Source organism: Paenirhizobium selenitireducens ATCC BAA-1503 (genome assembly GCF_900492185.1).
Lineage (GTDB): Bacteria > Pseudomonadota > Alphaproteobacteria > Rhizobiales > Rhizobiaceae > Allorhizobium > Allorhizobium selenitireducens_A.
In genome coordinates this window covers 35,629-62,282 of the sequence record NZ_UEYP01000001.1, presented here as the reverse complement: position 1 = coordinate 62,282, position 26,654 = coordinate 35,629, and the positions used below count along the sequence as shown (strand labels likewise).

24 protein-coding genes are annotated in these 26,654 nt (G+C 63.7%); 7 read left to right on the top strand and 17 right to left on the bottom strand.

All coding sequences use genetic code 11. From position 1 onward, the window contains the following. Positions 1–202 precede the first annotated feature (202 nt). Positions 203–1,090, top strand: coding sequence for a DMT family transporter (locus tag RHIZ70P_RS00260; RefSeq protein ID WP_115668385.1), 888 nt, complete (start codon positions 203–205; stop codon positions 1,088–1,090). Positions 1,091–1,121: 31 nt separating this feature from the next. Here RHIZ70P_RS00260 and RHIZ70P_RS00255 read toward each other — a convergent pair whose 3' ends face one another. Further along, on the bottom strand, positions 1,122–1,742 hold the full coding sequence (locus tag RHIZ70P_RS00255) for a HupE/UreJ family protein (protein WP_328588159.1): 621 nt from the start codon (positions 1,740–1,742) through the stop codon (positions 1,122–1,124). Positions 1,743–2,085: 343 nt separating this feature from the next. On the opposite strand from RHIZ70P_RS00255, the gene RHIZ70P_RS00250 reads away from it, so the two are divergent. Then, a complete protein-coding gene (locus tag RHIZ70P_RS00250) occupies positions 2,086–2,643 on the top strand; it encodes a hypothetical protein (protein WP_147293954.1) in 558 nt (185 codons plus the stop codon). Positions 2,644–2,661: 18 nt separating this feature from the next. Here RHIZ70P_RS00250 and RHIZ70P_RS00245 read toward each other — a convergent pair whose 3' ends face one another. Then, a complete protein-coding gene (locus RHIZ70P_RS00245; RefSeq protein WP_115668383.1) occupies positions 2,662–3,543 on the bottom strand; it encodes a LysR family transcriptional regulator in 882 nt (293 codons plus the stop codon). Between the two features lie 414 nt (positions 3,544–3,957). Between RHIZ70P_RS00245 and RHIZ70P_RS00240 the strand changes: the two genes are divergently transcribed. Then, the gene (locus RHIZ70P_RS00240) at positions 3,958–5,454 is read left to right on the top strand and encodes a CoA-acylating methylmalonate-semialdehyde dehydrogenase (protein ID WP_115668382.1); all 1,497 of its coding nucleotides are present in this window, start codon (positions 3,958–3,960) and stop codon (positions 5,452–5,454) included. A gap of 85 nt (positions 5,455–5,539) precedes the next feature. On the opposite strand, the gene RHIZ70P_RS00235 is transcribed toward RHIZ70P_RS00240, so the two are convergent. Continuing rightward, positions 5,540–6,544 (bottom strand): Fe(3+) ABC transporter substrate-binding protein, encoded by a 1,005-nt coding sequence (locus tag RHIZ70P_RS00235; protein ID WP_235842126.1) that lies wholly within the window; start codon positions 6,542–6,544, stop codon positions 5,540–5,542. A gap of 230 nt (positions 6,545–6,774) precedes the next feature. Here RHIZ70P_RS00235 and rirA point away from each other — a divergent pair, with 230 nt between their 5' ends. The 3 genes from rirA to RHIZ70P_RS00215 all read left to right on the top strand — a co-directional run bounded on the left by rirA (position 6,775) and on the right by RHIZ70P_RS00215 (position 9,799). Next, positions 6,775–7,281 (top strand): iron-responsive transcriptional regulator RirA, encoded by a 507-nt coding sequence (gene rirA, locus RHIZ70P_RS00230; RefSeq protein ID WP_115668380.1) that lies wholly within the window; start codon positions 6,775–6,777, stop codon positions 7,279–7,281. A gap of 214 nt (positions 7,282–7,495) precedes the next feature. After that, positions 7,496–9,094 carry a GMC family oxidoreductase gene (locus RHIZ70P_RS00225; RefSeq protein WP_115668379.1) on the top strand — a complete coding sequence of 533 codons (1,599 nt, stop codon included), beginning with the start codon at positions 7,496–7,498 and terminating at the stop codon, positions 9,092–9,094. A 156-nt stretch (positions 9,095–9,250) separates the two neighbouring features. Continuing rightward, positions 9,251–9,799, top strand: coding sequence for a gluconokinase (locus tag RHIZ70P_RS00215; protein WP_115668377.1), 549 nt, complete (start codon positions 9,251–9,253; stop codon positions 9,797–9,799). Between the two features lie 440 nt (positions 9,800–10,239). On the opposite strand, the gene aguB is transcribed toward RHIZ70P_RS00215, so the two are convergent. From aguB to RHIZ70P_RS00195, 4 genes are all read right to left on the bottom strand, one after another. Then, positions 10,240–11,112, bottom strand: coding sequence for an N-carbamoylputrescine amidase (gene aguB / locus RHIZ70P_RS00210; protein WP_115668376.1), 873 nt, complete (start codon positions 11,110–11,112; stop codon positions 10,240–10,242). 10 nt (positions 11,113–11,122) lie between these two features. After that, a complete protein-coding gene (locus RHIZ70P_RS00205) occupies positions 11,123–12,430 on the bottom strand; it encodes an NAD(P)/FAD-dependent oxidoreductase (protein WP_115668375.1) in 1,308 nt (435 codons plus the stop codon). 1 nt (position 12,431) lies between these two features. Further along, positions 12,432–13,790 (bottom strand): glutamine synthetase family protein, encoded by a 1,359-nt coding sequence (locus RHIZ70P_RS00200; RefSeq protein WP_115668374.1) that lies wholly within the window; start codon positions 13,788–13,790, stop codon positions 12,432–12,434. A 433-nt stretch (positions 13,791–14,223) separates the two neighbouring features. Next, positions 14,224–15,477: an NAD(P)/FAD-dependent oxidoreductase gene (locus tag RHIZ70P_RS00195; protein WP_115668373.1), complete on the bottom strand. Its 1,254-nt coding sequence runs from the start codon at positions 15,475–15,477 to the stop codon at positions 14,224–14,226. 361 nt (positions 15,478–15,838) lie between these two features. Here RHIZ70P_RS00195 and RHIZ70P_RS00190 point away from each other — a divergent pair, with 361 nt between their 5' ends. Then, entirely contained in the window at positions 15,839–16,201 is a 363-nt protein-coding gene (locus RHIZ70P_RS00190; protein WP_115668372.1) for a YbaN family protein, read from the top strand. A 21-nt stretch (positions 16,202–16,222) separates the two neighbouring features. On the opposite strand, the gene RHIZ70P_RS00185 is transcribed toward RHIZ70P_RS00190, so the two are convergent. The 10 genes from RHIZ70P_RS00185 to RHIZ70P_RS00140 all read right to left on the bottom strand — a co-directional run bounded on the left by RHIZ70P_RS00185 (position 16,223) and on the right by RHIZ70P_RS00140 (position 26,600). After that, positions 16,223–17,809, bottom strand: coding sequence for an MBL fold metallo-hydrolase RNA specificity domain-containing protein (locus tag RHIZ70P_RS00185; RefSeq protein WP_115668371.1), 1,587 nt, complete (start codon positions 17,807–17,809; stop codon positions 16,223–16,225). Positions 17,810–17,870: 61 nt separating this feature from the next. Next, positions 17,871–18,677 (bottom strand): SDR family oxidoreductase, encoded by an 807-nt coding sequence (locus tag RHIZ70P_RS00180; RefSeq protein ID WP_115668370.1) that lies wholly within the window; start codon positions 18,675–18,677, stop codon positions 17,871–17,873. Beyond that, entirely contained in the window at positions 18,674–19,399 is a 726-nt protein-coding gene (locus RHIZ70P_RS00175) for an acylneuraminate cytidylyltransferase family protein (RefSeq protein WP_115668369.1), read from the bottom strand. Before RHIZ70P_RS00175 ends, RHIZ70P_RS00180 begins: the two co-directional genes overlap by 4 nt. Then, positions 19,396–20,280: a Gfo/Idh/MocA family protein gene (locus tag RHIZ70P_RS00170; protein WP_115668368.1), complete on the bottom strand. Its 885-nt coding sequence runs from the start codon at positions 20,278–20,280 to the stop codon at positions 19,396–19,398. Before RHIZ70P_RS00170 ends, RHIZ70P_RS00175 begins: the two co-directional genes overlap by 4 nt. 8 nt (positions 20,281–20,288) lie before the next feature. Then, the gene (locus RHIZ70P_RS00165; RefSeq protein WP_147293953.1) at positions 20,289–21,269 is read right to left on the bottom strand and encodes an SGNH/GDSL hydrolase family protein; all 981 of its coding nucleotides are present in this window, start codon (positions 21,267–21,269) and stop codon (positions 20,289–20,291) included. Further along, positions 21,266–22,441, bottom strand: coding sequence for a LegC family aminotransferase (locus RHIZ70P_RS00160; RefSeq protein ID WP_115668366.1), 1,176 nt, complete (start codon positions 22,439–22,441; stop codon positions 21,266–21,268). The genes RHIZ70P_RS00165 and RHIZ70P_RS00160 overlap by 4 nt, the downstream gene beginning before the upstream one ends. A 1-nt stretch (position 22,442) precedes the next feature. Next, the gene (locus RHIZ70P_RS00155) at positions 22,443–23,456 is read right to left on the bottom strand and encodes an NAD-dependent 4,6-dehydratase LegB (protein ID WP_115668365.1); all 1,014 of its coding nucleotides are present in this window, start codon (positions 23,454–23,456) and stop codon (positions 22,443–22,445) included. Continuing rightward, positions 23,453–24,442 carry a Gfo/Idh/MocA family protein gene (locus RHIZ70P_RS00150; RefSeq protein WP_181903908.1) on the bottom strand — a complete coding sequence of 330 codons (990 nt, stop codon included), beginning with the start codon at positions 24,440–24,442 and terminating at the stop codon, positions 23,453–23,455. Before RHIZ70P_RS00150 ends, RHIZ70P_RS00155 begins: the two co-directional genes overlap by 4 nt. Further along, positions 24,427–25,380 (bottom strand): Gfo/Idh/MocA family oxidoreductase, encoded by a 954-nt coding sequence (locus tag RHIZ70P_RS00145; protein ID WP_115668363.1) that lies wholly within the window; start codon positions 25,378–25,380, stop codon positions 24,427–24,429. The genes RHIZ70P_RS00150 and RHIZ70P_RS00145 overlap by 16 nt, the downstream gene beginning before the upstream one ends. Further along, positions 25,377–26,600, bottom strand: coding sequence for a tetratricopeptide repeat protein (locus RHIZ70P_RS00140; RefSeq protein ID WP_115668362.1), 1,224 nt, complete (start codon positions 26,598–26,600; stop codon positions 25,377–25,379). The genes RHIZ70P_RS00145 and RHIZ70P_RS00140 overlap by 4 nt, the downstream gene beginning before the upstream one ends. Between the last annotated feature and the right edge of the window lie 54 nt (positions 26,601–26,654).

The following is a 26,654-nucleotide window of genomic DNA, read 5'->3' as shown; positions in this document are numbered from 1 at the left end:
TTCTTTCTTCTCTTCATTGCTGCCCAGTCAATCATTTCATGGTCGCTTTTGACGGCGGGATACGTCCAGGGGACTTCCTAGGCCGGTATCCTGAATGCTATTCGCGTTCCTCGCTCACCTTGACCCCGTCCGCCGCCAGCGATAATCAGCTTACTTCTCATCTCCCCTATCCCGCCGCCGCGCGGATTTTCCAGGACCTGCGATGAAGCCCAAGGATCTTGCCGCCTATGCGTTTCTGGCTGTCGCCTGGGGCCTGTCGTTTCTGCTGGTGCTGAAGATCGTCTCGGCCTTCGGCTGGGTCGGCGCCGTCACCTTTCGCTCCTTCATCGCCGGGATCACGCTTTTCCTCCTGGCGCGCGTCAGCGGGCGGAGCCTGAGATTCCGCGCCGGCTGGTGGCCGTTTGCCGTGGTCGGGGCAACCACCGTGGCCGGGCAGCTGATCGGGCTTTCCTATGCCACGCCGCTGATCGGCACGGCCATGGCGGCGATCCTGGTGGCGACCATTCCGATGTTCGCCATGGTGATCGGCCAGTTGCTCGGCCTGGAGCGGATCACGCCGGAGCGTCTAATCGGGCTCGTCATCGGTTTCGTTGGCGTGGTGCTTCTGGTCGGCTTTCCGGCCGTGCCGGTGGATGCGGCCTTCGTACTTGGCTGCGCCGGCGCGCTGTTTGCCTGCGTCTGCGCCGCCTTCGGCAGCAATTATGCCAGCCACAGGCTGAAGGGCACCGGCGCCTGGGAGGTGACGATCGGCGCCTTCCTGATGGGCGGGCTGATGACCCTGCCGCTGCTCTTCGTCGTGCCGGTGCCGGATGTGCCGCGCCTGATCGACTACGGCTATCTGCTGATCGCCGCCGTGGTGATGAGCGCCATGACCTATGTGCTCTATTTCGGCCTGGTCGCCTCGATCGGCGCGACGCGGGCGATCAGCGTGGAATTTGCCGTCACCGCGATCGCCGTCCTGGTCGGGGCCGTCTTCCTCGGCGAGCCGCTGTCGATCGTCCAGATGGTCGGCGCGGTCGTCATCATCGCCGGCTGTGCCGTCGTGCTTGGCCTTGTTCCGGGCCGCAAGGTCGCCCCTCTGGAAGGCTGAGCCGCAAAAAGGCGGTACGTCGCGCGCCTGCTCAGGTGACGAGGAAATAGACGCCGCAGGCGGCAATGGCAAGGCCGAGCGCCCGCACGATCCTGCCCTGATAATACCGTCCCAGACCGAAGCCGACGCCGATGCCGAGGATGTGGATGAGGCCGGTCGAGACGACGAAGCCGACGGTATAGGCGGCCGGATCGACGGCGCGCGGCGCCTCCTGGCCGTGCGGATAGCCGTGGAAGAAGGCGAAGATCGCGACGATCATCAGCGCCGCCCACTCGGGCGCTATCCAGCGCGCGGCGATCGCCCCGCCGAGCACGATCAGCGAGAGCGCGATGCCGGTTTCGATATAGGCGCCGGGACCGATGCCGAGCATGCCGAAAATGCCGCCGATGCACATGATCAGCGGGAAGGTCGCGGGCAGCGTCCAGACGGAACGCCCGCCCATCTGCGCACCCCATAGCCCGACCGCCAGCATGGCGAGGAAGTGGTCGAAGCCGGCCAGCGGATGGCCGAAGCCGCTGCCGAAACCGCCCATCACGCCGCCCAGCGCATGGGCGGAGGCCGGGCTGGCAGAGAGGATGATGCAGAGCGGCGAGCCGAACAGGAGCGCGGCGATCGCCCCGCTGCGTGTCGTTGCGTCTCTCATGCGTGCCATATCCGTCCTCTTGATTGCGGTGGGAGCGGCGGGAGACGCGGCCTTCAGCCCGATCGATCGCGGTCCCGCCCTTGGGAGCCAGAGCTGTATAATCCGAACGGCGCAGAGCGGCAATTGCGCAGGCCGGCCTGCGTCGAACGGCCGTCCTCCTACCGCGGGCGATCGTCTTCTGCCTGCGCCGAAATCGAAGCCAAGTTCCGATCACAGGCAGCCAACGCAACCTGTACGAAAGAGTGTTTGACGCAGGTTGCAGATCGCGCTGATATTCTCTCGCGGCCGCATCGAAGGCCGTTGGGGCGTGGCCCTTCAAGTGGTCCACGCAGGGACAAGCTGGGGGGAGATCATGCCGAAACTGTCAGACGTGCCGAGCATTCCGAAATGGCCATCCTTGACGCCCGGCGACGCGCTGGGCGAGCCGGATCCCTATCCGGGGTCGATCAGCGACTTCGACGACGCCATCAGCAAATACGCGAGCGAGCTGGCGGATGCCCGCTCGCAGATCCAGCGCAATGCCGACGCCGAGTCGATGGAGCGGCGGCATATCCGGGAGTACCAGCAATATATCGCCCGGCAGAACAGGATGATCGCCGAGTGCAAGAGGAAGGGCCACAAGGTGCCGCCGGAGACGCCCGGCAATATTGCCAATGCCGAGGAGCTCATCAGCGAGGCGGAGGAGATCCTGTCCCTTCTGCCCGACCACAGGGAAGCCTGGATCGATGAACGGGAAAGGCGCAAGGATCTTCTGTCCGCCCTTCGCAAGGAGCGGGCCAAGGGGCTTGCCAAGGACGGCACGGCGCGCCGGTGCGGATCGCGCAACACCACCGATGGCTCGCCCTGCCAGAACGAGAAGCACTACCGCAAGGGATCGGGCTGGGGACCCTGCCCGCTCCAGGGGCATTGAGGCCGGACGGCCTTTGCCTCACACAAAAATCCGCCGGTTCTCGTCGGCCAGTTCCTGCAGGAACTGTACAACGGTGCGCACGCGGACCAGTTCGCGCGCGCTCTCGTGATAGGTCGTCCAATAGGCGCGGCGGATGGTGATTTCGGGCAGGATGCGCACCAGTTCGGCATGCTGGCGGGCGATGTAGTCGTGCAGGATGCCGATGCCGGCGCCGGAGCGCACGGCCTCCGTCTGGCCGATCGCCGAGGAAATCTCGAACGAGGATTCCCAGCCGCGCATGATCTCGCCGGTATAGGAGAGCGAGGCGGAATAGACGAGATCCTCGACATGGCCGATCAGCGTGTGTGTCCGCAGGGCCTCGATGTCGGCCGGTGTACCCGCTTCGGCGAGATAGGCCCGCGAGCCGTACAGCCCGAGCGTATAGTCGGTGAGCTTGGACGAGATGAGGCGGCCCTGTTCCGGCCGCTCGACGGTGATGGCGATATCGGCCTCGCGCTGCGACAACGAGAAGGCGCGCGGCACCGGCACGAGCTGGATCTTCAGGGCCGGATAGCGCCGCGTCAGCGTGCCGAGATGCGAAGCGAGGAAGGCGACGCCGAATCCGTCCGGTGCGCCGATCCGGACCGTGCCGGCGACCGCGCTGTCGACCCGGCCGATGTCGGACTGGGCCGCGAGCATTTCCGTTTCCATGCGCTCCGCCGCCCGGCTGAACACCTCGCCCTCGGGGGTGAGTTCGCAGCCATTGGTGCGACGGATGAGAAGCCGGGTCTTCAGCGATTCCTCGAGCGCGGTGATGCGGCGCGACAGCGTGGCATGGTTGATACCGAGCCGGCGCGAGGCGGAGAGGATCTGGCCGGAGCGGGCCACCGCGAGGAACATGCGTACGTCATCCCAGTTCATGAGGGGTCTCCTTTGTTCGTGTCACTTCCCCTCCCCCAACCCCTCCCCACAAGGGGGAGGGGCTTGACCCAGCCTAGAGCGCTGGCGTCACTGTCCTCTGACGCCCGTGAAGGATAGTGACGCACCGAGCGTCGCACCCCTGCACCTCTTGTCCATAGCCAATGGACTAGTTGGCTCAAATCCATGGTCCTGTCCCGGACTGAAGGATCGCCCCTCAAAAATCTGAAGGCCCTGTTCAAGCGATCCAACGGATGCGAGCCGAGCCCCTCCCCCTTGTGGGGAGGGGTTGGGGAGGGGCAGCTCAAAATTCGAGCATCAATTCCTGCACAACGGATACGTAAAACATCCTGTTGCGTTGTGCAAATCAAGGCGCATACTCGACCCCAGTCAAAAGACCCCTGAGGAGGCACATCCATGCGTGAAATCGGCCATTACATCGGCGGCAAGCACGTCGCTGGCACGAGCGGACGCTCGAGCAACGTCTTCAACCCGGCAACCGGCGAGGTCCAGGCGACCGTAGCGCTGGCAAGCGACGCCGAACTCGACGCTGCCGTGCAGAACGCCAAGGAAGCGCAGCCGGGCTGGGCCAACACCAATCCGCAGCGCCGCGCGCGCGTCTTCATGAAGTTCGTACAGCTCTTGAACGACAACATGAACGAACTGGCCGAAATGCTCTCCAAGGAGCACGGCAAGACGATCGAGGACGCCAAGGGCGACATCATCCGCGGCCTCGAAGTCTGCGAATTCGTCATCGGCATTCCGCATCTCTCCAAGAGCGAGTTCACCGAAGGTGCCGGCCCCGGCATCGACATGTACTCGATCCGCCAGCCGGTCGGCATCGGCGCCGGCATCACCCCGTTCAACTTCCCCGGCATGATCCCGATGTGGATGTTTGCGCCGGCGATCGCCTGCGGCAACGCCTTCATCCTCAAGCCCTCCGAGCGCGATCCGTCGCTGCCGATCCGCCTGGCCGAACTGATGATCGAAGCCGGACTTCCGGCCGGTGTGCTGAACGTCGTCAACGGTGACAAGGGCGCGGTCGACGCGATCCTCAACCATCCCGACATCGGCGCCGTCTCCTTCGTCGGCTCGACCCCGATCGCCCGCTACGTCTATGCGACGGCGACGGCGAGCGGCAAGCGCGCCCAGTGCTTCGGCGGTGCCAAGAACCACATGATCATCATGCCCGACGCCGACCTCGACCAGGCAGCCAACGCCCTCATCGGCGCGGGCTACGGCTCGGCCGGCGAGCGCTGCATGGCGATCTCGGTCGCCGTTCCGGTTGGCGAGGAAACTGCCAACAAGTTGATTGCCAAGCTCGCCCCGATGGTCGAGAAGCTGCGCATCGGCCCCTACAATGACGAAAAGGCCGATTTCGGCCCGGTCGTCACCAAGGAAGCCCAGACCCGCATCCTCGGCCTGATCGACCGCGGCATCGAGGAAGGCGCCAAGCTCGTCGTCGACGGCCGCGGCTTCAAGCTCCAGGGCTATGAAAACGGCTACTTCGTCGGCGGCTGCCTGTTCGACGACGTCACCCCGGACATGGACATCTACAAGACCGAAATCTTCGGACCGGTTCTCTCGGTCGTTCGCGCCAAGAACTACGAGGAAGCGCTTTCCCTGCCGATGAAGCACGAATACGGTAACGGGGTCTCGATCTACACCCGCGATGGCGATGCCGCCCGCGACTTCACCAGCCGCATCAACATCGGCATGGTCGGCGTCAACGTCCCGATCCCGGTTCCGCTCGCCTACCACACCTTCGGCGGCTGGAAGGCTTCGTCCTTCGGCGACCTCAACCAGCACGGCACGGACTCGATCAAGTTCTGGACCCGCACCAAGACGGTCACCTCGCGCTGGCCCTCGGGCATCAAGGACGGCGCCGAGTTCTCCATCCCGACGATGAAGTAAGCCGGTTCGCACGGCTGACAAACCACTCAAACAAAAAACGGGCCCCACTGGGGCCCGTTTCCTTTTGTGCACGTTCCGGCGTCGATCAGTTCGTCGGGCCGTCGTTGAGGCCGACCTTGTCGACCAGTTCCGAGGCCGTCTTGCGGTTGGCGGCGATGTCGACGAGAGGCAGGGTGTCCGGCTTGATCTCGCCGAAGGACGCGACGACGTCTGACACCTTGGCGCCCGGCAGGACTGGATATTCGAACACCTGCTCGGCATAGATTTCCTGCGCCTTGCCGGACGACAGGAATTCCATGAACTTGACCGCATTGTCCTTGTTCGGTGCATGCTTGGCGAGCGCCATCCCGGAAATGTTGACATGGGTGCCACGGTCGGCGGCATTGGGGAAGAGGATCTTGGTGGCGGCCGCCCATTCCTTCTCTTCCGGGTCCTTCTCGTTGGTCATCATCAGACCGACGTAATAGGTATTGCCGAGAGAGATGTCGCATTCGCCGGCCATGATGGCCTTGGCCTGGCTGCGGTCGTTGCCGTCCGGCTTGCGGGCGAGGTTGTTCTTCAGGCCGGTCAGCCACTTTTCCGTATACTCGGCGCCGTGATGGGCGACCATGGAGGCGAACAGGCCGATATTGTAGGAATGCTGGCCGTCGCGCATGCAGATCCGGCCCTTCCACTTCGGGTCGGCCAGTTCCTCATAGGTGATAGCGGTTTCCGGCACGCGTTCCTTGGAAGCATAGACGACACGGCCGCGGGTGGTCAGCCCGAACCATTCGCCGGCCGGATCGCGATATTGCGCCGGGATGTCCTTGTTGATGATCTCGTTCTCGAGCGGCTGGGTGACCCCGCCATCCTTGGCTTCGACCAGGCGGCCAATGTCGACGGTGAGGATCACATCGGCCGGAGAATTGGCGCCCTCGGCGGAAATGCGCTCGACCAGACCCTTGTCGAGAAACAGGACATTGGCGGTGATCCCGGTCTCCTTGGTGAAGGCGTCGACAAGAGGCTGTATAAGCTCAGGCTGGCGATAGGAGTAGACATTGACCTCGCCGTCCGCCAGGGCAGCGCCGGACGTGGCCGCGATTGCCGTCATTCCCAGTAGGGTGGCGTACAGTTTTTTCGTCGCAAACATGGTAACTCCTTCCTCGAGTGCTTATATTTGTTGAGCGGCATATTCATGAATTGCGTGGCGCTGTCAACGGCGCTGTCAACGGCGCTGAAATGGCGTCACAAACACGTGAAGCGTGAACATGAGTATTTTGGAATTGTTCAAAACTACGAAATCCGCTATATGAGTCCCGCAAAGCCTTCAGGGAGATCCGCATGCGATTGACAAAACAGACGAATTACGCGGTTCGCATGCTGATGTATGCGGCAGCCAACAAGGATCACCTGAGCCGCATCCCCGAGATCGCCAAGGCCTATGGCGTATCCGAACTCTTTCTGTTCAAGATTCTTCAGCCGCTGACCAAGGCCGGCCTGGTCGAGACCGTGCGGGGCCGCAATGGCGGCATTCGCCTTGGACGCCCGGCCGACAAGATCACCCTGTTCGATGTGGTGCGCGTCACCGAGGACAGCTTCGCCATGGCCGAATGTTTCGAGGACGATGGCGACAGCGATTGCCCGCTGATCGACAGCTGTGGCCTCAACTCGGCTCTGCGCAAGGCGCTCAACGCCTTCTTCGACGTTCTTTCCGGCTATACGATCGACGATCTGGTCAAGACGCGGCCGCAGATCAATTTCCTGCTCGGCATCGACGAGTTCAGCGGCCGTCAGGTCATTTCAGCACCTGCCGCACCTGTTGCGACCGTACCAGTTCCGGCCGCCTGATTTATCGGACTTACACTTGCATTTCCTTCAGCCCCGTCGCTCCTGCCGAGCGGCGGGGTTTTTCGTCAGGCCGCCCGCATGGAGTGTTTTAACGGTAAAGTCGGGCCTTGCGGCACGGCGCCCCCTTGAGTGGCGACGCGGGGCGACATACGCTTACGTAAACGGAAGATGTGCGGGCTAAGACTCGCTGGGTGGCTTTGGGAGGGGCGCTCATATGTTCGACTACGTGATCGTCGGCGGTGGTTCGGCGGGTTCGGTACTGGCGGCGCGGCTGAGCGAGGATCCCGACGTCAGGGTCTGCCTGCTGGAGGCGGGTGGCAATGGTCGTAGCCTGCTGCTGCGGGTTCCCTCAGGTGCTGCGGCAATTGTGCCGGGACGGCTGCGCTCGGCCAATTGGTGCTTCGAGAGCGAGCCGCAGCCGGAACTCAACGGCCGGCGTGCCTACCAGCCGCGCGGCCGCGGGCTCGGTGGCTCGAGCCTGATCAACGCCATGCTCTATGTGCGCGGCCATGCCTCGGACTATGACGACTGGGCGGCGGGCGGCTGCAAGGGCTGGTCCTATTCCGACATGCTTCCCCATTTCCTCAAATCCGAGGACAACGAGCGCGGCGCATCCGCGCTGCATGGCGCGGGCGGTCCCTTGCAGGTCTCCAACGCCGACTGGGCCCGGCCGATCAACCAGGCCTTCATCCAGGCGGGCGTATCGCGCGGCTTTCGAGCCAATGACGACTTCAACGGCGAGGATCAGGAGGGGCTCGGCCTCTATCAGGCAACGCAGTTCTGGACGGGGCCGAAAAAGGGCGAGCGTTGCTCGGCATCCGCCGCCTATCTGCACGATCACCTCGGCCGGCCGAACCTGACCGTCGTCACCGGTGCCCGGGCGAGCCGCATCCTCACGACCAAGGGCCGCGCCACGGGCGTCGCCTATCGCATCGGGCGGCGCGAGGAGACGGCACTCGCCGCCCGCGAGGTGCTCGTCTGCAGCGGCGCGCTGCAATCGCCGCAGCTTCTCATGCTGTCGGGCATCGGCCCGGCCGACGAATTGCGCCGCCATGGCATCGCTGTCGTCGCCGACCGCCCGGAGGTCGGCGCGAACCTACAGGACCATCTCGACTACACCAGCGTCTACCGCTCCGCCGACACCGACCTGCTCGGGATCGGCTTCACCGGCCTTAAGGCCATGGGCAAGGCGGCGGGCGAATGGAAGCGCGAAGGGACCGGCCTGCTACGCTCGACCTTTGCCGAATCCGGCGCCTTCCTGAAGACCGATCCGGCACTCGATCGTCCCGACATCCAGCTGCATTTCGTCGTCGCCATGGTCGACGACCACGCGCGGCGCATGCACATGGGCTACGGCTATTCCTGCCATGTCTGCCTGCTTCGGCCCCATTCGCGCGGCCGCGTGGGCTTGAAGAGCGCCGACCCGATGGCGGCGCCGCTGATCGATCCGGCCTATCTGTCCGATCGCCGCGACCTCGACGGCCTGATCGCCGGCACGCGGCTGATGCGCGACATCATGGAGGCCGGTCCGCTCGCCCGCTATCGCGGCCGCGAACTCTACCCGACCGGAAGCTCGGATGCCGAGCTGGAGGCCGCCATCCGGGCGCGGGCCGAAACCATCTATCATCCCGCAGGCACCTGCCGCATGGGCGGCGACGAGGCCTCGGTCGTCGATCCCCATCTCAAGGTGCGCGGGGTGGACGGCCTGCGCGTCGTCGACGTCTCGGTCATGCCGACCCTGATCGGCGGCAATACCAATGCGCCTGTCATCGCCATGGCGGAAAAGATCGCGGCGGAGATCCGCGCCGGCTGAGGCATGGTTCCCAAGCCCAAGCCCAAGCCCAAGCCCAAGCCCAAGCTCAAGCCCAAGCCTGGGCGCGGCATTCGGACCTTCGGCGCACGCGCCGTGGATGGCCGGCTGTCGCGGGTTGAAATCACGGCACCGCCCGGTAAGGTCGCGGCTCGCGGCATGTCGCCGTATCGGGAGCACGCGCACTTGCAGGAATTTTCGACCAGCCGCCCGGCGGCGATCATCGTCATGGGGGTGAGTGGCTGCGGCAAGTCCTCGGTCGGCGCGCTGCTCGCGGAACGGCTGGGCCTCGCCTTCATCGAGGGCGACGTGCTGCATCCGCCGTCCAACGTCGAGAAGATGGCGAAGGGCACGCCGCTCACCGACGACGACCGCTGGCCATGGCTCGACATCATCGGCGCGGAAATGGCCGCATCGCTCAAGCGCGGGGAAGGGATCGTCGTCTCCTGTTCGGCGCTGAAGAAGGTCTATCGCGACCGCCTGCGCGCCGCGACCGGCGGCTCGCTCGCCTTCGTCTATCTGCACGGCTCCCGCCAACTGCTCACCGAACGCATGGGCGCCCGCACCGGCCATTTCATGCCGCTCTCCCTGCTCGACAGCCAGCTCGCAACGCTCGAAGTGCCGACCGGCGAGCCGGGCGTGGTGACGGTCGACATCGACCAGAGCGTCGAGGGGATTGTCGCGGATGCGATGCGGGGGTTGGGGTAGGGGAGGGTGCCCTGACTGCTGCCTGCAAGGAGGTCTGCCCCTCATCCGCCTGCCGGCACCTTCTCCCCGTAAACGGGGAGAAGGACCATGCGGCACCGCCGTGGCCGTCCCCTCTCCCCGTTTACGGGGAGAGGGTCAGGGTGAGGGGCATGGCATGAACGAGCGAAAGAGAGCGTCGCCGACAATGTGCTGGCGGGCTGCAAAACACGGCAGCCTAGGCTTCTCCTGCTTTCCCCCTCACCAACAAAATCTACAACTTAGCTGCGCTAACGTCGTGATTTTGTAACCTCTCCCACAAGGGGAGAGGCGGAGCGTCGTGCACGGCGGAAAGTCCCTCTCCCCTTGTGGGAGAGGAAGCAATTTCAGCGTCTTGGCGTAAGCCAAGTGCTAGAAATTGCAGGTGAGGGGGTTCTGTGCGTCTGACCTGCCGGACCGTTCACTCAAACCCGCCCGTCCATCGTCAAAAGCGGCGTATAGAGCTCCGGCCGGCGGTCGCGGAAGAGGCCCCAGTTGCTGCGCTGGCGGGCAATGCCGTCAAGGTCGAAGGTGGCGGTGAGGACCGCTTCGCTTGCCCGGTCCGCCTCGGCGACCTTTTCGCCGGTCTGGTCGGCGATGAAGGAGGAGCCGTAGAAGGTGAGTTCCGTGCCCTTGCGGCCCGGCTCCGTGCCGATGCGGTTCGACGCGATCACCGGCATGATGTTGGCCGCCGCATGGCCCTGCATGACGCGTTGCCAGTGGGCGGCGCTGTCGATGGTCGGATCTTGCGGTTCCGAGCCGATCGCGGTCGGGTAGAACAAGAGCTCGGCACCCTCAAGCGCCATGGCACGCGCGGCTTCCGGGAACCATTGGTCCCAGCAGATGCCGACGCCGATGCGGGCGTGCTTCGTCTGCCAGACCCGAAAGCCGGTATCGCCGGGCGAGAAATAGTATTTTTCCGTATAGCCCGGACCGTCGGGAATGTGGCTCTTGCGATAGAGCCCGAGCACCGTGCCGTCCGCATCGACGATCGCCACGCTGTTGAAGAAGGCCTGTCCGGCCCTCTCGAAGAAGCTCACCGGCAGAACGACGTTCAGTTCGGCGGCGAGCCTGGAAAAATGCGCGATCAGCGGATTGTTCTCGAAGGGCTTCGCCATGTCGAAGAAATCGCCGATCTGGTCCTGGCAGAAATAGGGGGCCTCGAACAGTTCCTGGATCAGCACGATCTGCGCGCCCTTGGCGGTCGCCTTGCGGATCAGGTTTTCGGCGCGGGCGATATTGCCTGGAATGTCCCAGCTGCAGGCCATCTGGGTTGCCGCGACTGTGACGGTACGCATGGGGTTCTCCTTAGACGCCGAGCTTGTCGCGCATGCCGTACCACCAGGCGCCGAGCACGGTGAGCGGCACGCGGAAGGTCTTGCCGCCAGGGAAGGGCAGGGCGGTCAGCGACGACCAGACGTCGTAGCGGCCGGAATGGCCGGCAACGGCCTCGCCGAGGATCTTGCCGAGCAGGTGCGTCGTGGTCACGCCATGGCCGCTGTCGCCATGCGAGAAGTAGACATTGTCGGCGAGCTTGCCCATGTGCGGGATGCGGGTCAGCGTCAGCGCGAAGTTGCCGCTCCAGGCGAATTCGATCTTCGTGTTCGCAAGCTGCGGGAAGGTCTTCAGCATGTTCGGGCGGATGACGCCGGTGAGGTTGGCCGGATCCTGGCCGCCATAGCCGATGCCGCCGCCGTAGAGCAGCCGGTTATCGGCGGTGCGGCGGTAGTAGTCGAGCACGTAATTGGCATCCTCGACGCAGTAGTTGGCGGGCAGCAGCTCCTCGATCAGTTTCGCATCGAGCGGTTCGGTCGCCATGACCTGGGAGGAGACCGGCATCATCTTGTCGGTGATCTTCGGCAGAAGGTTGCCGAGATAGGCATTGCCGCAGACCAGCACGTATTTCGCCGTGACCCTGCCCCTGGCGGTGCGCACCACGGGATTGGCGCCCATGTCGACGCCGCTGACGCGCGACTGCTCGTAGATCTTGCCACCGAGGCTCTCGACAGCAGCCGCCTCGCCGAGCACCAGGTTGAGCGGATGGATATGGCCGCCGAACTTGTCGATCATGCCGCCGACATAGCGGTCGGACTTCACATATTTGCCGACCTCGGCCTTGGAGACCATTTCGAGACCGGTATGGCCGTGCGTCTCCCAATGGGCTTTCACATGCGCCATCTCGCGCACCTGCTTGTCGGTGAAAGCGGCAAAGAAGCCGCCATCGACCAGGTCGCAGGCGATGTTGTATTTGGCGACGCGCTCGCGGATGATCCGACCGCCTTCCAGCGACATTTCACCGAGGCGGGCCGCCCTTTCCGGGCCGTAGCGCCGCGCAATGGTTTCGAGGTCGCGGCTGTAGCCGTTGACGATCTGCCCGCCGTTGCGGCCGGACGCGCCGAAACCGACGCGCTCGCCCTCGACGACGATCACCTTGTAGCCGTTTTCCGCAAGCTGGAGCGCGGCGGAAATGCCGGTGAACCCGGCGCCGACGATGCAGACATCAGCCGTGTGTTCGCCTTCGAGGCTCGGGCGCACCGTCTTGTCATTGGCCGAATGGGCATACCAGGAAGGGGCATGGCCGGGATTGGTTTCGGAAGTCCTGTTCTTGTCGCTCATGTCACACCGTCCTGATGTAGGCGTCGTATTCGACATCGGTCACGCGCAGCGCGAATTCCGCCAGTTCCTGATGCTTGCAGGCCGCGTAGAGCCCGCGATATTGCGGCCCGAGCGCCGCATAGGCAAAGCTCGACTTGGCAAAGCGCTGGATCGCGTAATCCCAGTTGGTCGGCAGCGGCTCGTGGCTGATCGCATGCTCGTCGCCGGAAATCGCCCCGCCGGGGGAGGTCTTCTCCTTCATGCCGGCGAGCGCCGCCGACAGGATCATGGCGATGACCAGATAGGGATTGGTGTCGGCGCCGGCGACGCGGTGCTCGATGCGGGTGGCGGGCTTGGACGCGGTAATCACGCGCACGGCGGCCGAACGGTTGTCGAAACCCCACGACGCATAGGTCGGCGCATGTTCCGAAGGGGTCAACCGGCGATAGGAGTTCTGGTGCGGGGCGAAGATCGCCATGCTCTCGCCCATGGCTTCCAGCAGCCCGCCGACCGAATGCATGAGGCGGTCCGAGGGCGCGTCTTCGCCCACGTAGATATTCTTGCCGTCCTCGTCGAGCACGGAGAAATGCACATGCATGCCGCTGCCGGCCTGCATGCCGTAGGGCTTGGCCATGAAGGTGGCGTCGAGATCGTTGCAGCGGGCCACGCCCTTGACGATCCTCTTGAGCAGCACCGCATAGTCGGCGGCGGCCAGCGCATCCGGCACGTGGTTCAGGTTGATCTCGTACTGGCCGGGTCCGTTCTCGCGCAGCGTCGTGTCGGCCGGCACGTTCTGGGCGCGGGCAGCGGCGGAAATGCCGTAGAACACTTCCTCGAAGTCCTGCAGCTCGGAGATCGACAGGACCTGGGTCTGGCCGGTATGCCAGCGTCCGTCGCGGGTGTTCGGCGGGCGCACCGGATCGAGCGCCGAGCGGACCGGGTCGATCAGGTAAAATTCCAGCTCCGTCGCGACCACCGGGGTGAGCTTGAGCTTCTTGTAGCGCTCCAGCACGGCGGCGAGCACCTGGCGCGGATCGGCGTAGAAGCCGGTGCCGTCCGGATTGCGCATTTCGAGCAGCACCTGCGCTGTCGGCCGCGACAGCCAGGTGACGCGCGACAGCGTGCCGGGCACGGGGAAGCACAGGCCGTCGGGGTCGCCGGTGCCCTCGGCCAGGCCGGCCGCATTGACGTCGCGGCCCCAGACGTCGAGCGCATAGACCGAGCGCGGGATCGCCATGCCGTTGGTCAGGACGTCCAGCGCCCGTTCCCGCGGGATCCACTTGCCGCGGGGAACGCCGTTCACGTCGATGACGAAGGCTTCCAGCACTTCGATGTCGGGATTTTCGGCGAAAAATTTTCGTGCGTAACTATCAATGTCCATGAGGCACCGTAACAAGGGAAAAGGTCGAACTGATCTTGGAGGCGTGGAAACACGCGCGCGCAGAGGTGCACCGCTAACGGTGGGCCGACTTCGCGTTGTAGATCAGAAAGCGTACCATAACCTTGCCAGTACCTGCGAACCCCTCGACCGGTGACGCATCGGGTGCATCGCTTTTTGTCCGGTCTGCCGCCCGCAGGGGCGGCGAAATTGGTCGATCGACCGAAAAAGACCTTAGCACCGAATTTCCGGCATTTCCAGCCTGTCGCCGCAGACAAAGTCTTCCGGGTGCTTTGGACGCGGGCGGAAGGCTGTTGCGCACCGCGCGGTGGCGCTGCACGGAACCGAGGGGGAGGGCCATGAAAGCACGATGCCCCCGGTCTGTTTCCGAACCGGGGGCATGGATTTTGTCTTCGGTGTCGCCGCAGACCGCGCTTTACGGGTTGAAGCGCTCCGGTCGATAGGCCGAGATGTCGAGAAACGGCTTTTCCCCCGTCATCGCCTCGGCGATCAGCCGGCCGGTGACCGGGCCAAGGGTGAGCCCATGATGGGCGTGACCGAAGGCGAACCAGACGCCCTGGTGGCGCGGCGCCTTGCCGATGATCGGCATCATGTCCGGCGTGCAGGGGCGTGCGCCCATCCACGGCTCGGCATCCAGGCGCTCGGCGAGCGGGAAGATGGTGCGGGCGACCCGTTCGGCGCGATCGAGCTGGACCGGCGACTTCGGCGCATCGCGATAGGCGAATTCCGCGCCGGTGGTCAGACGAATTCCCTTGTTCATCGGCGCGAGGAAATAGCCGCGCTCCTTGTCCATCAGCCAGTTGTTGAGCTTGGCATTGCCGGCGGGCGCATAGTGCATGTGATAGCCGCGCTTGACGCCGAGCAGGAAATTGTAGCCGAGCTTGCGGGTGACTTCCTCGGCCCAGGGACCGAGCGCCAGAACGACATCCTTGCCCTCGACCAGGCCTTCGTCCGTCTTCACCTGCCAGCCGGCACCGCTGGCGCGGGGCGAAAGCGTGGTCGCGTCGCCCGTGACGAAACGGCCGCCTAGGCTTTCGAAGTATTTTAGATAAGCCGAGGTCAGCCCATGCGGATCGCGCACGGACCATGGATCGTTCCATTTGAGGCCGCCGATGAAATCGCGGCTCAGATGCGGCTCGGCCTTGGCCAGATCCGCCTTGTCGAGACGGGTATAGCTGATGCCGTATTCGCGGACGAGACGGTCGGCCTCGGCGAACTCGGTATCGCGCACGCCGTTGCTGCGGAAGGCCTCGACCCAGCCGTCTTTGCGGATCAGATGCTCGGCGCCGGCCGCCTCGATCAGGTCCTTGTGCTCGCTGATCGAGTTCTCGATCAACGGCGCATAGGCGCGCGCGATCGCCTCGTGGCGCGACTTGTTCGAATGCCACCAGTAGCGCGACAGGAACGGCACGAGCTTCAGCATCGCCTGGATGTGGTAGTGCGCGTCGATGCGGTTGTTGAGGCCGTAGCGCAGGATCAGGCCGAGATTCTGGGGGAAGCCGTAGGGCACCACGCCTTCACGCTGGATCAGGCCGGCATTGCCGAAGGAGGTTTCCTCGCCCGGGGTGCGGCGGTCGACCAGTACCACCGACCTTCCACGACGCGCCAGGTGAATGGCAGTGGAAACACCGACAATGCCGGCGCCGAGAACGATGGTATCTGCAGTCATGGTCCTTGAATTCCGTCTGGATGAAGAAACCCCGACCATGCAATCGCGCCCCTTGTTGTGCAAATGAAAAATTGCCGCAATTGGCGAATTCCGGGCCGCGTTGCAGAAATGTGGAACGCCGAGCTGGAGTGCCGATCGGGATCGCCGCCTGTGGCTGCGGCGTTTTGGTCGTATGCGACCCGAACGGGGGCGGGCCGGTTCTGGCCGAGGTTCCGGCGTGAGGGAGCACAGCGACCCAGGCTGCTGCATTTTACCGCGTTCATGGCCCATGCCAGCATATTGATTTCTTGCTATTGTGTATCAACTATTGTCGCAGCGGCCGGACCATAAGGGACCGCGGCGGAATTGACGGAGAGACGCAATGCGCATTCTGATGCTGGCGGGCGGCTGGCTGATGGTCGGGATCGGTGTGGTCGGCGTCTTTCTGCCGGTCTTGCCGACGACGCCGTTCATGATCCTGGCCGCCGCGCTGTTCGCCCGCTCCTCGCCGCGCTTCGAGCAATGGCTGCTCGACCATCCGCGCTATGGCCAGCCGCTGATCGACTGGCGCCGGCAGGGCGCGATCTCGCGCAATGCCAAGATCGCCTCGGTTTCGCTAATGACGGCGAGCTATCTGATCGTCTGGTTCGCGGGTCCGCCGCAGCTCTGGCTGAAGCTTCTGGTCGGGGCGATCCTGGTCGCCTGCGCCGCCTTCGTGCTCACCAGGCCGATGCCGAGCAACTGAGCCGTCGGTACTTATTATCCGCTATTCGCCGAGCGCGCGGCGCAGCCGCCGGATGATCACGGCACGCGCCTTGTCGTCGCCGGCCTTGGCCAGTTCGTCCTGCAGGTCGAGTACCAGCGACTGCAAATCGTTGTGCCAATCCTTGTGGCCGGGGCGGGCGGGATCGATGCGCGGCGGCCTGCTTTCCGAAATGTCGACGGCTCCTTCGGCGCCGAGTTCGAATGCGCCGTCGATGCGCGGCACGAGGATGCGCTCGGGCGGCAGGAAGCCGGCAAGACGCTGGCTGAAGGCTGAGAGCGCGCCTTCCTCGCCGTGGACGAGGAAGGTTCCGGCGCGGATCGGCTGGCGGCCCTTCACCCATTCGGTCAGTTCCCGGCCATCGGCATGGCCGCTGTAGATGTCGAGTTCGCGGATGCGTGCGCGAACCGTGATCTCGTCGCCCTGGATGCGTACGGTCGATGCGCCATCCTGTAGGATCCGGCCGAGCGTGCCGGTGGCCTGGTAACCGACGAGGAGCACCGTTCCTTCTTCCCGCCACAGCCAGTTCTTCAGCCGGTGGCGGATGCGGCCGGCCTCGCACATGCCGGAAGCGGCAATGACGATGTGAAAGCCGCGCATGTTGTCGATCGCCTTGGACTGCTCGACCGTCTCGGTGAAGCGCACATTGTGCGCCTCCATCGCCTCGGCCAGCAGCTTGCCGTTTTCCAGTTCTCGGGCATGGCGGCGGAAGATCTCGCTGGCGCGGGTGGCGAGCGGCGAGTCGATCAGGATCGGGCAGGTCTCGATCGCCCCGCTGCGCATCAATTGAACGAGATCGGCCAGCAGTTCCTGGGTGCGCTCGACGGCAAAGGACGGGATGAGCAGCGCGCCGTTGGGGTTGGCAGCCATGTGCACTTCGGCTTCCAGCGCATGACGCCTCGCCCGCTCGTCGACGATCTCGCGGTCGGTGTCGCCATAGGTGCTTTCGCAGATCACATAGTCGAAGTCCTTCGGTGCCTCGGGATCGTATTGCAGGAGCTTGTGGCTCGGGCCGATATCGCCGGAAAACATGAGCCGCAGCACCTTGTCGCGCGCTTCAATCTCCATCTCGACTGAAGCGGAACCGAGCAGATGGCCGGCATTCCAGAAACGGAAGCGCAGGCCGGGCACCGCCTGCTGCCAGGTCTTCAGCGCCACCGTGCGCATCATCGTCACCGCGCGGGCGGCGTCCGTCGCATCATAGATCGGCTCGACAATCTCACGGCCGCGCCGCTGGTTGCGGCGGTTGAGCTGGTCGACCTCGCTCTCCTGGATATGAGCCGAATCCGGCAGCATCACCGAGCATAGGTCGACGGTGCCGCGCGTCGCGAAGATCGGCCCGTCAAAGCCCGCCTTGGCGAGCTTCGGCAGGAGGCCCGAATGGTCGATATGCGCGTGCGTCAGGATGACCGCGTCGATCTCGGCGGCGACGAAGGGAAACTCGCGATAGTTCAGTTCCTTCTCGCTCTTCGACCCCTGGAACATACCGCAATCGACGAGCACCTTCGCCGGACCCAGATCGATGAGGAAACAGGACCCCGTCACCGTACCTGCGGCGCCATGGAAACGAAGGACGGGATGGTGGGGCATGGTGGGGTTCCTGATTGGGCTTGGGGCGGAGGCGCAAACCGATCGCTATATCAGACGGCTGTTACCAGGCACTAAGACCTCCATCGACAATGATGTTTTGCCCGGTGACGTAACTCGCGGCATCGCTGGCGAGGAATAGCAGGGCGCCCGTCATCTCCTCGGGCTTGGCCATGCGTCCGAGCGGGACGCGCGCACCGTATTTCTCGCGAAAAACATCATTCTGGCCGCTCTCGACACCGCCGGGCGTCAGTGTGTTCACCCGCACACCCTGGGGCGCCCAATAGGTGGCGAAGTACTTCGTCAGCCCGACGACGCCTGCCTTGGAGGCGCTGTAGACTGCGGGCGTATTGATCGGTCCGCCAAGGTAGTCAGACCCCTCATAGATGCGGGGATCAGGAGCATAGACACCGTAGATCGAGGCGGTCTGGACGATACTGCCCCGCCCCTGCTTCGCCATGAAGCCACCGATGTTCCGCGCTACCATGAACATGGCGTCGAGATTGATGCGCATGACCTCATGCCAGATCTCCATGGAGAAGGTTTCCACTGGGTCAAAGAAGCGGCGGAGTTCCTTCGGCTTAGTGGCTGCATTGTTATGCAGTATGTCCAGACGATTGTAGTGGCTGGTCACTTTCTGCGTCATCGCGACGATCTGGTCCTCGTTCGCCAGATCAATGCCGATGGCAAGCGGTTTCCCGGGAAGTTCGTGGGCCACCGCATCGGCGTCTTCCTGGCTGCGGTCGGCGACGACGACGTTCGCGCCTGCAGAGGCCAGGGCCCGGCAGAAATGCCTGCCGAGAAAACCTGCGCCTCCGGTGACGACGGCAACTCGGTCGCTCAGATCGAACTGCGTTGGAAAATAAGTCATTTGGCTTGCCTTTGCTGCATGATCATCGTCACGATGGCGAAATCCATTTCCTCGTCTATGTCGATGGAGCGATTCCGCGGCATGACGTACAGTTGGGTATCCGGGTAGAATACCTTCGGATCGTCGCGCAGCACATCGCGCCGCCAGCCATAGATCGAAGCGTTCATATCATAGCATTCCGGGCTGTCCTGCCGCCGCAGGACCGGTGACGACAATTGCTTGCTGAGGTGAACGGTCCCGTCCGGCGCTCGTTCGACCAGGTTGAAATAGGGGGAGCGATGGGCCGGGGTGCCGGTGATCACGCAGCTTGCACCGGTCTCGGTCAGAAGATCTGCGCAAGCCTGAATATCTTCCGGCAAACGCAGCGGCGAGGTTGCATCGAGATCAATGAGATAGTCGACGACGACGCCCAAGCGGGTCTCGGTTTCCGTCAAGGCATGAAGGATTGCCGGCAATTTTCCGGCCGTGTCTGAGGCCAGTTCATCGGGGCGCTTGATCAGCAGGTCGGCACCATGTTCGCGCGCGGTATCCAGGATCTCGTCACTGTCGCTGCTGACCGCGATAGCCGCGAAGAGGCCTGTCGCCCTGGCTTGCGCAATCGAATGCGCGATCAGCGGCTTGTCCATCAGCATGCGGATGTTCTTGCCCGGCACGCCCTTGGAGCCGCCACGGGCACAAATCGTGCAAACGAACGTCGGTGTAGGTGTCTGTGTCTGTGTCATAATGGCGCTATCCTGTCAGCCAATACCACGGCGGCAATGCCTTCGTCCCAATCGCACGGACCGGTTTCTCCCGCCAGCACGGCCTGGTGCATCCGCTTGTAGGTCTCATCGGGAGCAAGCGGAATCGTCTCGACATTGCCGTTGATGCTGAGTGTGGATTTGATCAGGTCAACCTCGATCGGACCGGTTTCTGTTATGATTAACCAATGCCGGCGTGGCTGGCGATCGAGATAGTTCAAGTGGATGGTAATGAGTGGACACGACGTGGAGGAAAGAATGGCAGCAGCGACGTCCTCGCTGTCGACCGTAACATTTCCCACCCGCGCGCTGTGACTGGTTATGAGCGATAGCGGGCCTAGCACATGCTGCGCCAGATCGAGTTCATGCGAAAGGTCTCGAACCACGCCGCCTCCCGCTGCCTTGCTTGCGGAATAGGTGGACAGCATGTCCCGTCCGGGGCGCCACTGGGATAGATGTTGGCCCGCGATGATGTGGGTCGCGAAGATCGTTTTTCCCTCAAGCGCCTTCCGCAAGGCGATGATGACTGGATGGAACCTTAGATTGTAAGCGACCTGGACGGGCATTGCCGGTTTCGTGATCCCTCCCTTGGGGATTGTTTGAAGAAGCGGCTTTTCTACCAGCACTGACTTCGAGTAGCCCAACGCCGAAAGAGCATCAAGGTCCGCGCCGTGGCGGCTCGTGACGCTCGCGACGATCACGAAATCCGGCAAGAAATCAGTCAATGCGTCTTCGAGGCTTGTAAATCCGCGATGATCCACGACCGGACGAGCCGACAGCACAGCTATCTCATGGCCCGCAGAGGCCAGAAGCCTCGCGTGGCGGTTCCCGATGGAGCCATTGCCAATGATCAGAATGCGCATGAATTCGCCTAGATGTTGAACGTAGACTTCAGCCAGGAAGATGCGAGCAGTTCGTGACCGATCGGTGACAAATGCATACCATCTTTGTTCAGCGAAACCTCGACGTCTCTGCCCCACATAAGCCGGTCTACATCGAGCACATTGGCTCCGACCTGGTGCGCGACATTCATCGTTTCAAGATTGTATGTGGTGAAGTTCCGACAGATCCCCGGTGTTGCTGGCCAAAACTTCTCAGGCACCACGATCGTTGTCGAAAAGGTAAGGCTTTGCGCATTGAGGGACTTCGTAATCTGGGCGATCCGATGCAGGTTCGCAGTGAAGTTCTGGATCGGGACATAAGAAAAATATGGAAAAGCCTCGATAAGGGCTTTCCGATATTTACTGCTAAACGCCAGGACTTGGCTGGCTATATCGTCAGGAAGCAGACCCACCGCGATCCGCTGATCATCCATGTACATGCGGATGGCACAATCGTTGAGACCGAGGTGCACCAGCACATGCGCATCTCTTACCGATTCCGGATGCTCAAGCAGCAGCTTGATCAAGTCATTGGTCGTGAAATAGCGTTCGCAATGAGCCCACACGGAGGCACCCTTGATTGCGGGTGCCGCTTGCAGGCGAGCATTGATAATGCCGGGGTAGGTAGTCTCCAGATTTCCGGGGAAGGCATCCATTTCCTCGGGCCGTGGCAAGGCGAGAGAGTCCGCAAAAATTGCCACTCGCGTTGCAGGATCGCTCGATGCGCGATCCATGATTGCCTTGTGAAACTTGTCTGCCTCACGTCTCCGGCCCTGAGCATTGGCATCGACGCGCTTTTTCAATGCGGCCGCAGGCGACAGTGTCGTCAGGAGCGTGCGGCAAAGATCGAACCATCGAACAGCCTCATCCATTCTGCCCTTACTTGCAGCGGCGTGCGCTGAAGCGATGGCCGTCCCGATCCCTTCAGGATAGGTAAGCTCAGCTACCGGCATCGGTGTCGCTTCATTCATTCCCCGTCCTCCAATCCAAGTACGGCGCTGCTGGGGATGTTGACTAGGCGCTGCTCGATGGCGCGGGCGACCGGCAGCGGCATCGAAGGGCTATTCTCGTACATCGGCAGGTCGCACATCAGGGCCCAGCAAGGGCGCGTCATGAGGCCGGCATCGTTGGTCGCGGCGAGGAAATCGTCGCGTTGCGCGGCATCGTCGAGGATGACGGCGTTCAGCCAGTAATTGCTCTTCGCACCCTCCGGTTCGACGAAGAAGCGAAGTCCCTCGACGCCCTCGAAGGCCTGCCGGTAGCGCTCGGCCAGGCGCCGTTTGGCGGCGAGGAAGGTCGGCAGCTGTTCCAGCTGCGCGCAGCCGAGCGCCGCGTTGAGGTTCGGCAGGCGGTAGTTGTAGCCGAGTTCGTCGTGCCAGAAGGCCCAGCGGTGCGGGCGCTTGGCGGTCGTCGTCAGGTACTTGGCGCGGGCGCCCAGTTCCTCGTCATTGGTCAGAATCGCCCCGCCGCCGCCGGTGGTGATGATCTTGTTGCCGTTGAAGCTGGTGATGCCGACCTTGCCGCGCCCGCCGAGCGGACGCCCGTTCGACAGCGTGCCAAGCGATTCAGCGGCGTCCTCGACGACCGGAATCCCCCATTTTTCGCCGACCTCTATGAGTCGGTCGATCGCCATCGGATGGCCAAAGGCATGCATCGGAACGACGGCTGCCAGCCTGCGGCCCGTCTTGCGGTTGACCGGACCGTCGGGACCCGGTTCGGCAATCTCCGAAAGCCAGGCGTCGAGCGCGTCGGGATCGAGCCCAAGCGTGTCCATCGAGCTGTCGACAAAATGCGGAATGGCGCCGCAATAGGCGACCGCATTGGCCGTCGCCGCAAAGGTCAGCGCCGGGATCAGCACCTCGTCGCCGGGTTTGACGCCGGCGAGCATCAGGGCAATGTGCAACGCGGCCGTGCCGTTGACGGCGGCGATGGCGCGGCGAACGCCGAAGGCTTCCGCCAACTCCTTCTCGAAGCGGTCGACATAGGCGCCGACCGACGAGACCCAGCCCGTGTCGAGGCAGTCCTTGACATAGTCCCACTCCGCGCCGGCGAAGCGCGGCTCGTGCAGGACGACGGACTGGCCACCTGGGGCGGCGGTCTCGCGCAGGATCTGGACGGCGCGTGAAATATCGAGTTTTGCCATGTCAGATACCGTAGGTGTCGGCCTTGTACAGGGCCAGATTGCTCGGATTGCTGAACCATTCGATCGTTTCGCGAATCCCGCGGGCAAATCCCTCGTGACCCGAATAGCCGGGCTTCCAGTCGGTGAGGCGCTTGGCCTTGTCGATGCCGGCCCACAGGCGATCGACTTCGCTCAGTTCCGGGCGCTGGCGCTGCTCCTCGGAGACGATCTGGGCATTGACGCCCATGACGTCGATGATCGTGCGGACGCTGTCTTCGATCGAGATCTCGAAGCCGCTGCCGAAATTGACCACTTCGCCCAGCACGTTCGGGCTTTCGGCCATGGCCTGGAAGGCCTTGACGGTATCGGCGACATAGGTGAAGTCGCGCGTCGGGCTGAGCTTGCCGAGGCGAACTTCCTTCTTGCCGGCGGCAAGCTGGGTGATGATCGTCGGCAGCACCGCACGCGTCGACTGGCGCGGGCCGAAGGTGTTGAACGGGCGGATGACGGTCACCGGCGTGCCGAAGGAACGGTAGAAGGACAGGGCCAGCTGGTCGGCGCCGATCTTCGACGCCGAATAGGGCGACTGGCCGACCAGCGGGTGTTCTTCGGTGATCGGAACGAACTGGGCGGTGCCGTAGACTTCGCTGGTGGAGGTGTGGACGACCCGCTCGGTTTCGAGCAGGCGCGCCGCCTGCAGCACGTTCAGCGTGCCCTTGATGTTCGTGTCGATATAGGTGTCGGGCGAATGGTAGGAATAGGGGATGGCGATCAGCGCTGCCAGATGCAGCACGACATCGCAGCCGCGCATGGCGGTCGCCACCCCGTTCGGATCGCGAATATCGCCGCTGAAGACCTCGAACGAGCCCTGGACATCCGGGGCGACCCGATCGAGCCAGCCCCAGGTGCCGAAGCTGTTGTAGAGCGAGAAGGCGCGGACCTTGAAGCCCTGGCGCACCAGATGCTCGACCAGATGCGAGCCGATGAAGCCGTCGGCGCCGGTCACGAGGATTGTTTTGCCAGACAGGTTGCTCATGACCGGTTTTCTCCTTCGAAGTTCGAGATGTTGCCGTCGCGGATGACGGTATAGTCCTTGAAAGCCTTGGCCTGTTCCGACAGGCTCATCAGGCGGGGATCGGGTTTGCCGGACAGGAACGCTTCCGTCTGCCGGTAGAGGCCTGGCTTGAATTCCTTGTCCAGGGCGTCGTCGATCGCCACGGCTTCCACGGCGAAACTCTGCTGGTTTTGCAGGAAAAGCTGTTCCATCGGCTGCAGGACGAGGCGGCTCTTGGCCGTCATCACCTCGACGCCCCAGCGACCCGGCGCGAGCCAATTGGCATGGTAGGAGAAGTCGGCGCCCTTGTCGGTCGTGCCGCAGCCGGTGAAGATCGCGCCGGACGGGTGCCATGCGAGGCCGCCGCGGCTCTGGGCAAAGATCGTCTTCGGGTGGCCGCCGAGGAAGAAGGCGAGGTCGATCACATGGGTCGAATTGCCGTAGAGCCAGCCGGCAAGCTCGGCCGGATCCTTGTCCAGCGCCTCGATGCGCGTGCGCGCCTCGGTGAAGTCGAACTTGACCGACAGCACGCCGCCGTCGGCGTCGATGATCTTCCGCGCGGCCTCGACCGAGGCGTAGAAACGGCGGTTGTAGGCGACATGGACTTCGGCGCCGGCATCGCGTGCGAGTTCGTCCAGCTTTTCGGCATCGGCCTGATTGAGGGCGACAGGCTTTTCCACCAGCAGCCGGCGCACGCCGGCCTTGATAAGTTGTGCCGTCGCTTCGGCAAGATTGACGGCGCTGACGGCGACGATCGCGGTTTGCGGAACGGTTTCAAACTTTGCGATCTGCTCGGGAAGCGGGCCGTGGCCCGCCTCGACGCCCCATTCCCGGGCAAAGGCTTCGGCGCGCTCTGCGCCGCGACCGGCTGCGATAAAGGGCTGGCCGAGCGCCTTCAGCACCTTGGCATAGGCGCCCGACATCGCGCCGGTCCCGACGAGGAGCAAGGGGGTCAGCTGATCGGGCAAGGCACGTCCTCCGAGTTGGAAAGATCGAGACGCCGGCGAAACGCATCGAGGAACAGCGCGTGCTGCGCTGCCGACTGTTCGTAGGGCGTCAGGCGGCACCCCTTGCCGTCGAGGATCTCGTTGTAGAGATGGGGCATGCCGCTGACGAACAGTGGTTCGAACACCTGGACGTCCTCTTCGCCGGCCGCATTGCGATGAACGAGCCTTTTCGCACCTTCTTCCACCCGCCAGCTTTCCCCGTCGCCGAAAAAGGTGATCGAAACCGGTTCGCCCGGAGCGCGCTCCTGGGTGATGGCAATTGTCCCGCCGCCTGCGAGCTTGCCGCGCAGCGTGCCGAAAAGGTCGACGCATCCCGCGATGCGTGCCGGCTCCGGCTTGGGGTCGAGACCGGTTTCGTCGAGCGCGACCGTCCGGTCCCCAAGAACATGCTCTGCCAGGTCGATGAAATGGATGGCATTGGAGCCGAGATTCCAGCCGGCGCCGGTGACCTCCATCGACAGGCCGTGCCGGCCTGCCAGCTGATCGCGCAGCCGGTCATAGGCGGGAAAGCCGCGGCGACCGCAATTGACGAAGGCGGGGATTGCCCGCGCCGCCAGCATCTGGCCGACGGCGTCCAGGTCCGCGCGTGTGGTGAAAAGCACTTTCTCGAAAATAACCGCTTTCGGAGTGCAGCGTGACAGCAGTGCCTCGAAGGCCGACCGGCGATGGGTCGCCGAGGTGGCGATGATCGCCAGATCGGCGACATCCGGCACGCCGTCCATGTCGGCAAGCACCGTTGATCCGTTGGCAAAAGGGGCGACGAGTGCCGTGGCCTGGGCGCGTGCGCCCTCGCCGGGCTCTATGCCGATCACCCGCATAGGCCGGCCTGCGGCGGCAAGCGCTTCAATGTGGCGGCGTCCAATATTGCCGCAGCCAACGACCAGGATTGTTGGAATCACGCGGAGATGACCTCGCTTATCAGTGACTGGAAGAGACTATGTTCCGCCTGCCAATTATGGCGGCTGGGCCAGGAGCTTGTATGGCGCTTACCATAATAATGCGAGACGGCGGAAGTATTGCGGCCCAGGGAATAGCCGAAAACCTGTGCGGGTGACAATTTTCTTCCCACCGCCTCATGGGTCCACGCCAGCCCGATCAGGCCTGCACTTGGCGAGGCGTCGAGGGCAGCGAACAGACGGGCATACAGTTCCTTCGGCACCAGTTCGACCGGCAGCTCTGCGTGCACATAGGGTTCGAGCACTTGTAGTCCGTTGGAATACCGGTTCCGGATGTTACAGCCGGTGAGCGCCATGAGTTCGGGAGCCGGCGCCTCGCGCATCGGCACGTGGGTAAATTCGGTCGGCCGGAACCAGATGTTCGTCCGCTCCCCCTGATCGGCGGATCCCGGTTTTGCGGCGTGGTTGTTGAAGCGAACGACGAGCTGGTGCGAATCGATGGTGCGACCGAGCGCCAGGCCTTCGAGGGACGGTCCGTTGGCAACGACCGCCACATGTCCGGCGGTGCCCGCAATCATCTGTGTGAACGTCCCTTCGAAACGGGACAGGTGGGCGGCAACGGCGCGCGCCCGTCCGGCCTGGGGAAGTTCCGCCGCGCCATCGTCCGCGACCGCGAGGATCAGATCGAGATAGCCCATCGACGGCAGGGCCGCCGGATCGTTGTGGCCAACCCGGTTCAGCAGGTCAAACGCCTTCCTCGTTTCTCCGGCCTCATGGGCAAGCGCTGCGGCCCGCAAAAGGAGACGCGCCGTCGTCTTTTCATCGCCAACCAGGGGCGCGAACCATTCCATGGCCGCGTCGGCACCCCTGCGCTCCCACAGCAGATTGATCATGCTGACGAGTGCCTGCCGGGCAGCGGCGTGCGGCGCCTTCGTAGTGATCCGCCGCAGCAGCGACAGGGCTTCTTCGAGGGGCAGCAGGCCGAAGCGTGAAAGGTTGGCCACCTGTAACATCAATTGCGCGTCGTCCGGCGTCGCCTCGAGGGCCTGTCGCAGGGCCAGTGCGGCCTCCTCGAACTGACCCTGCTGATAGAGACGCACGTAACGCTTGCGGCTCAACCGGCCCGGCGCGCCCTCCATCCACCAGCGAACGGTCTGACCGATCTTGCGCAATCCGCCCTCCAGTCCAAGCTCGCGATGCATATGCGAAAAAGTAGAAAGCATGTGATTCCGGAAATCCTGTTGCCTGCGCCGCTTGAATGTCCTCTTGGCGCGCTG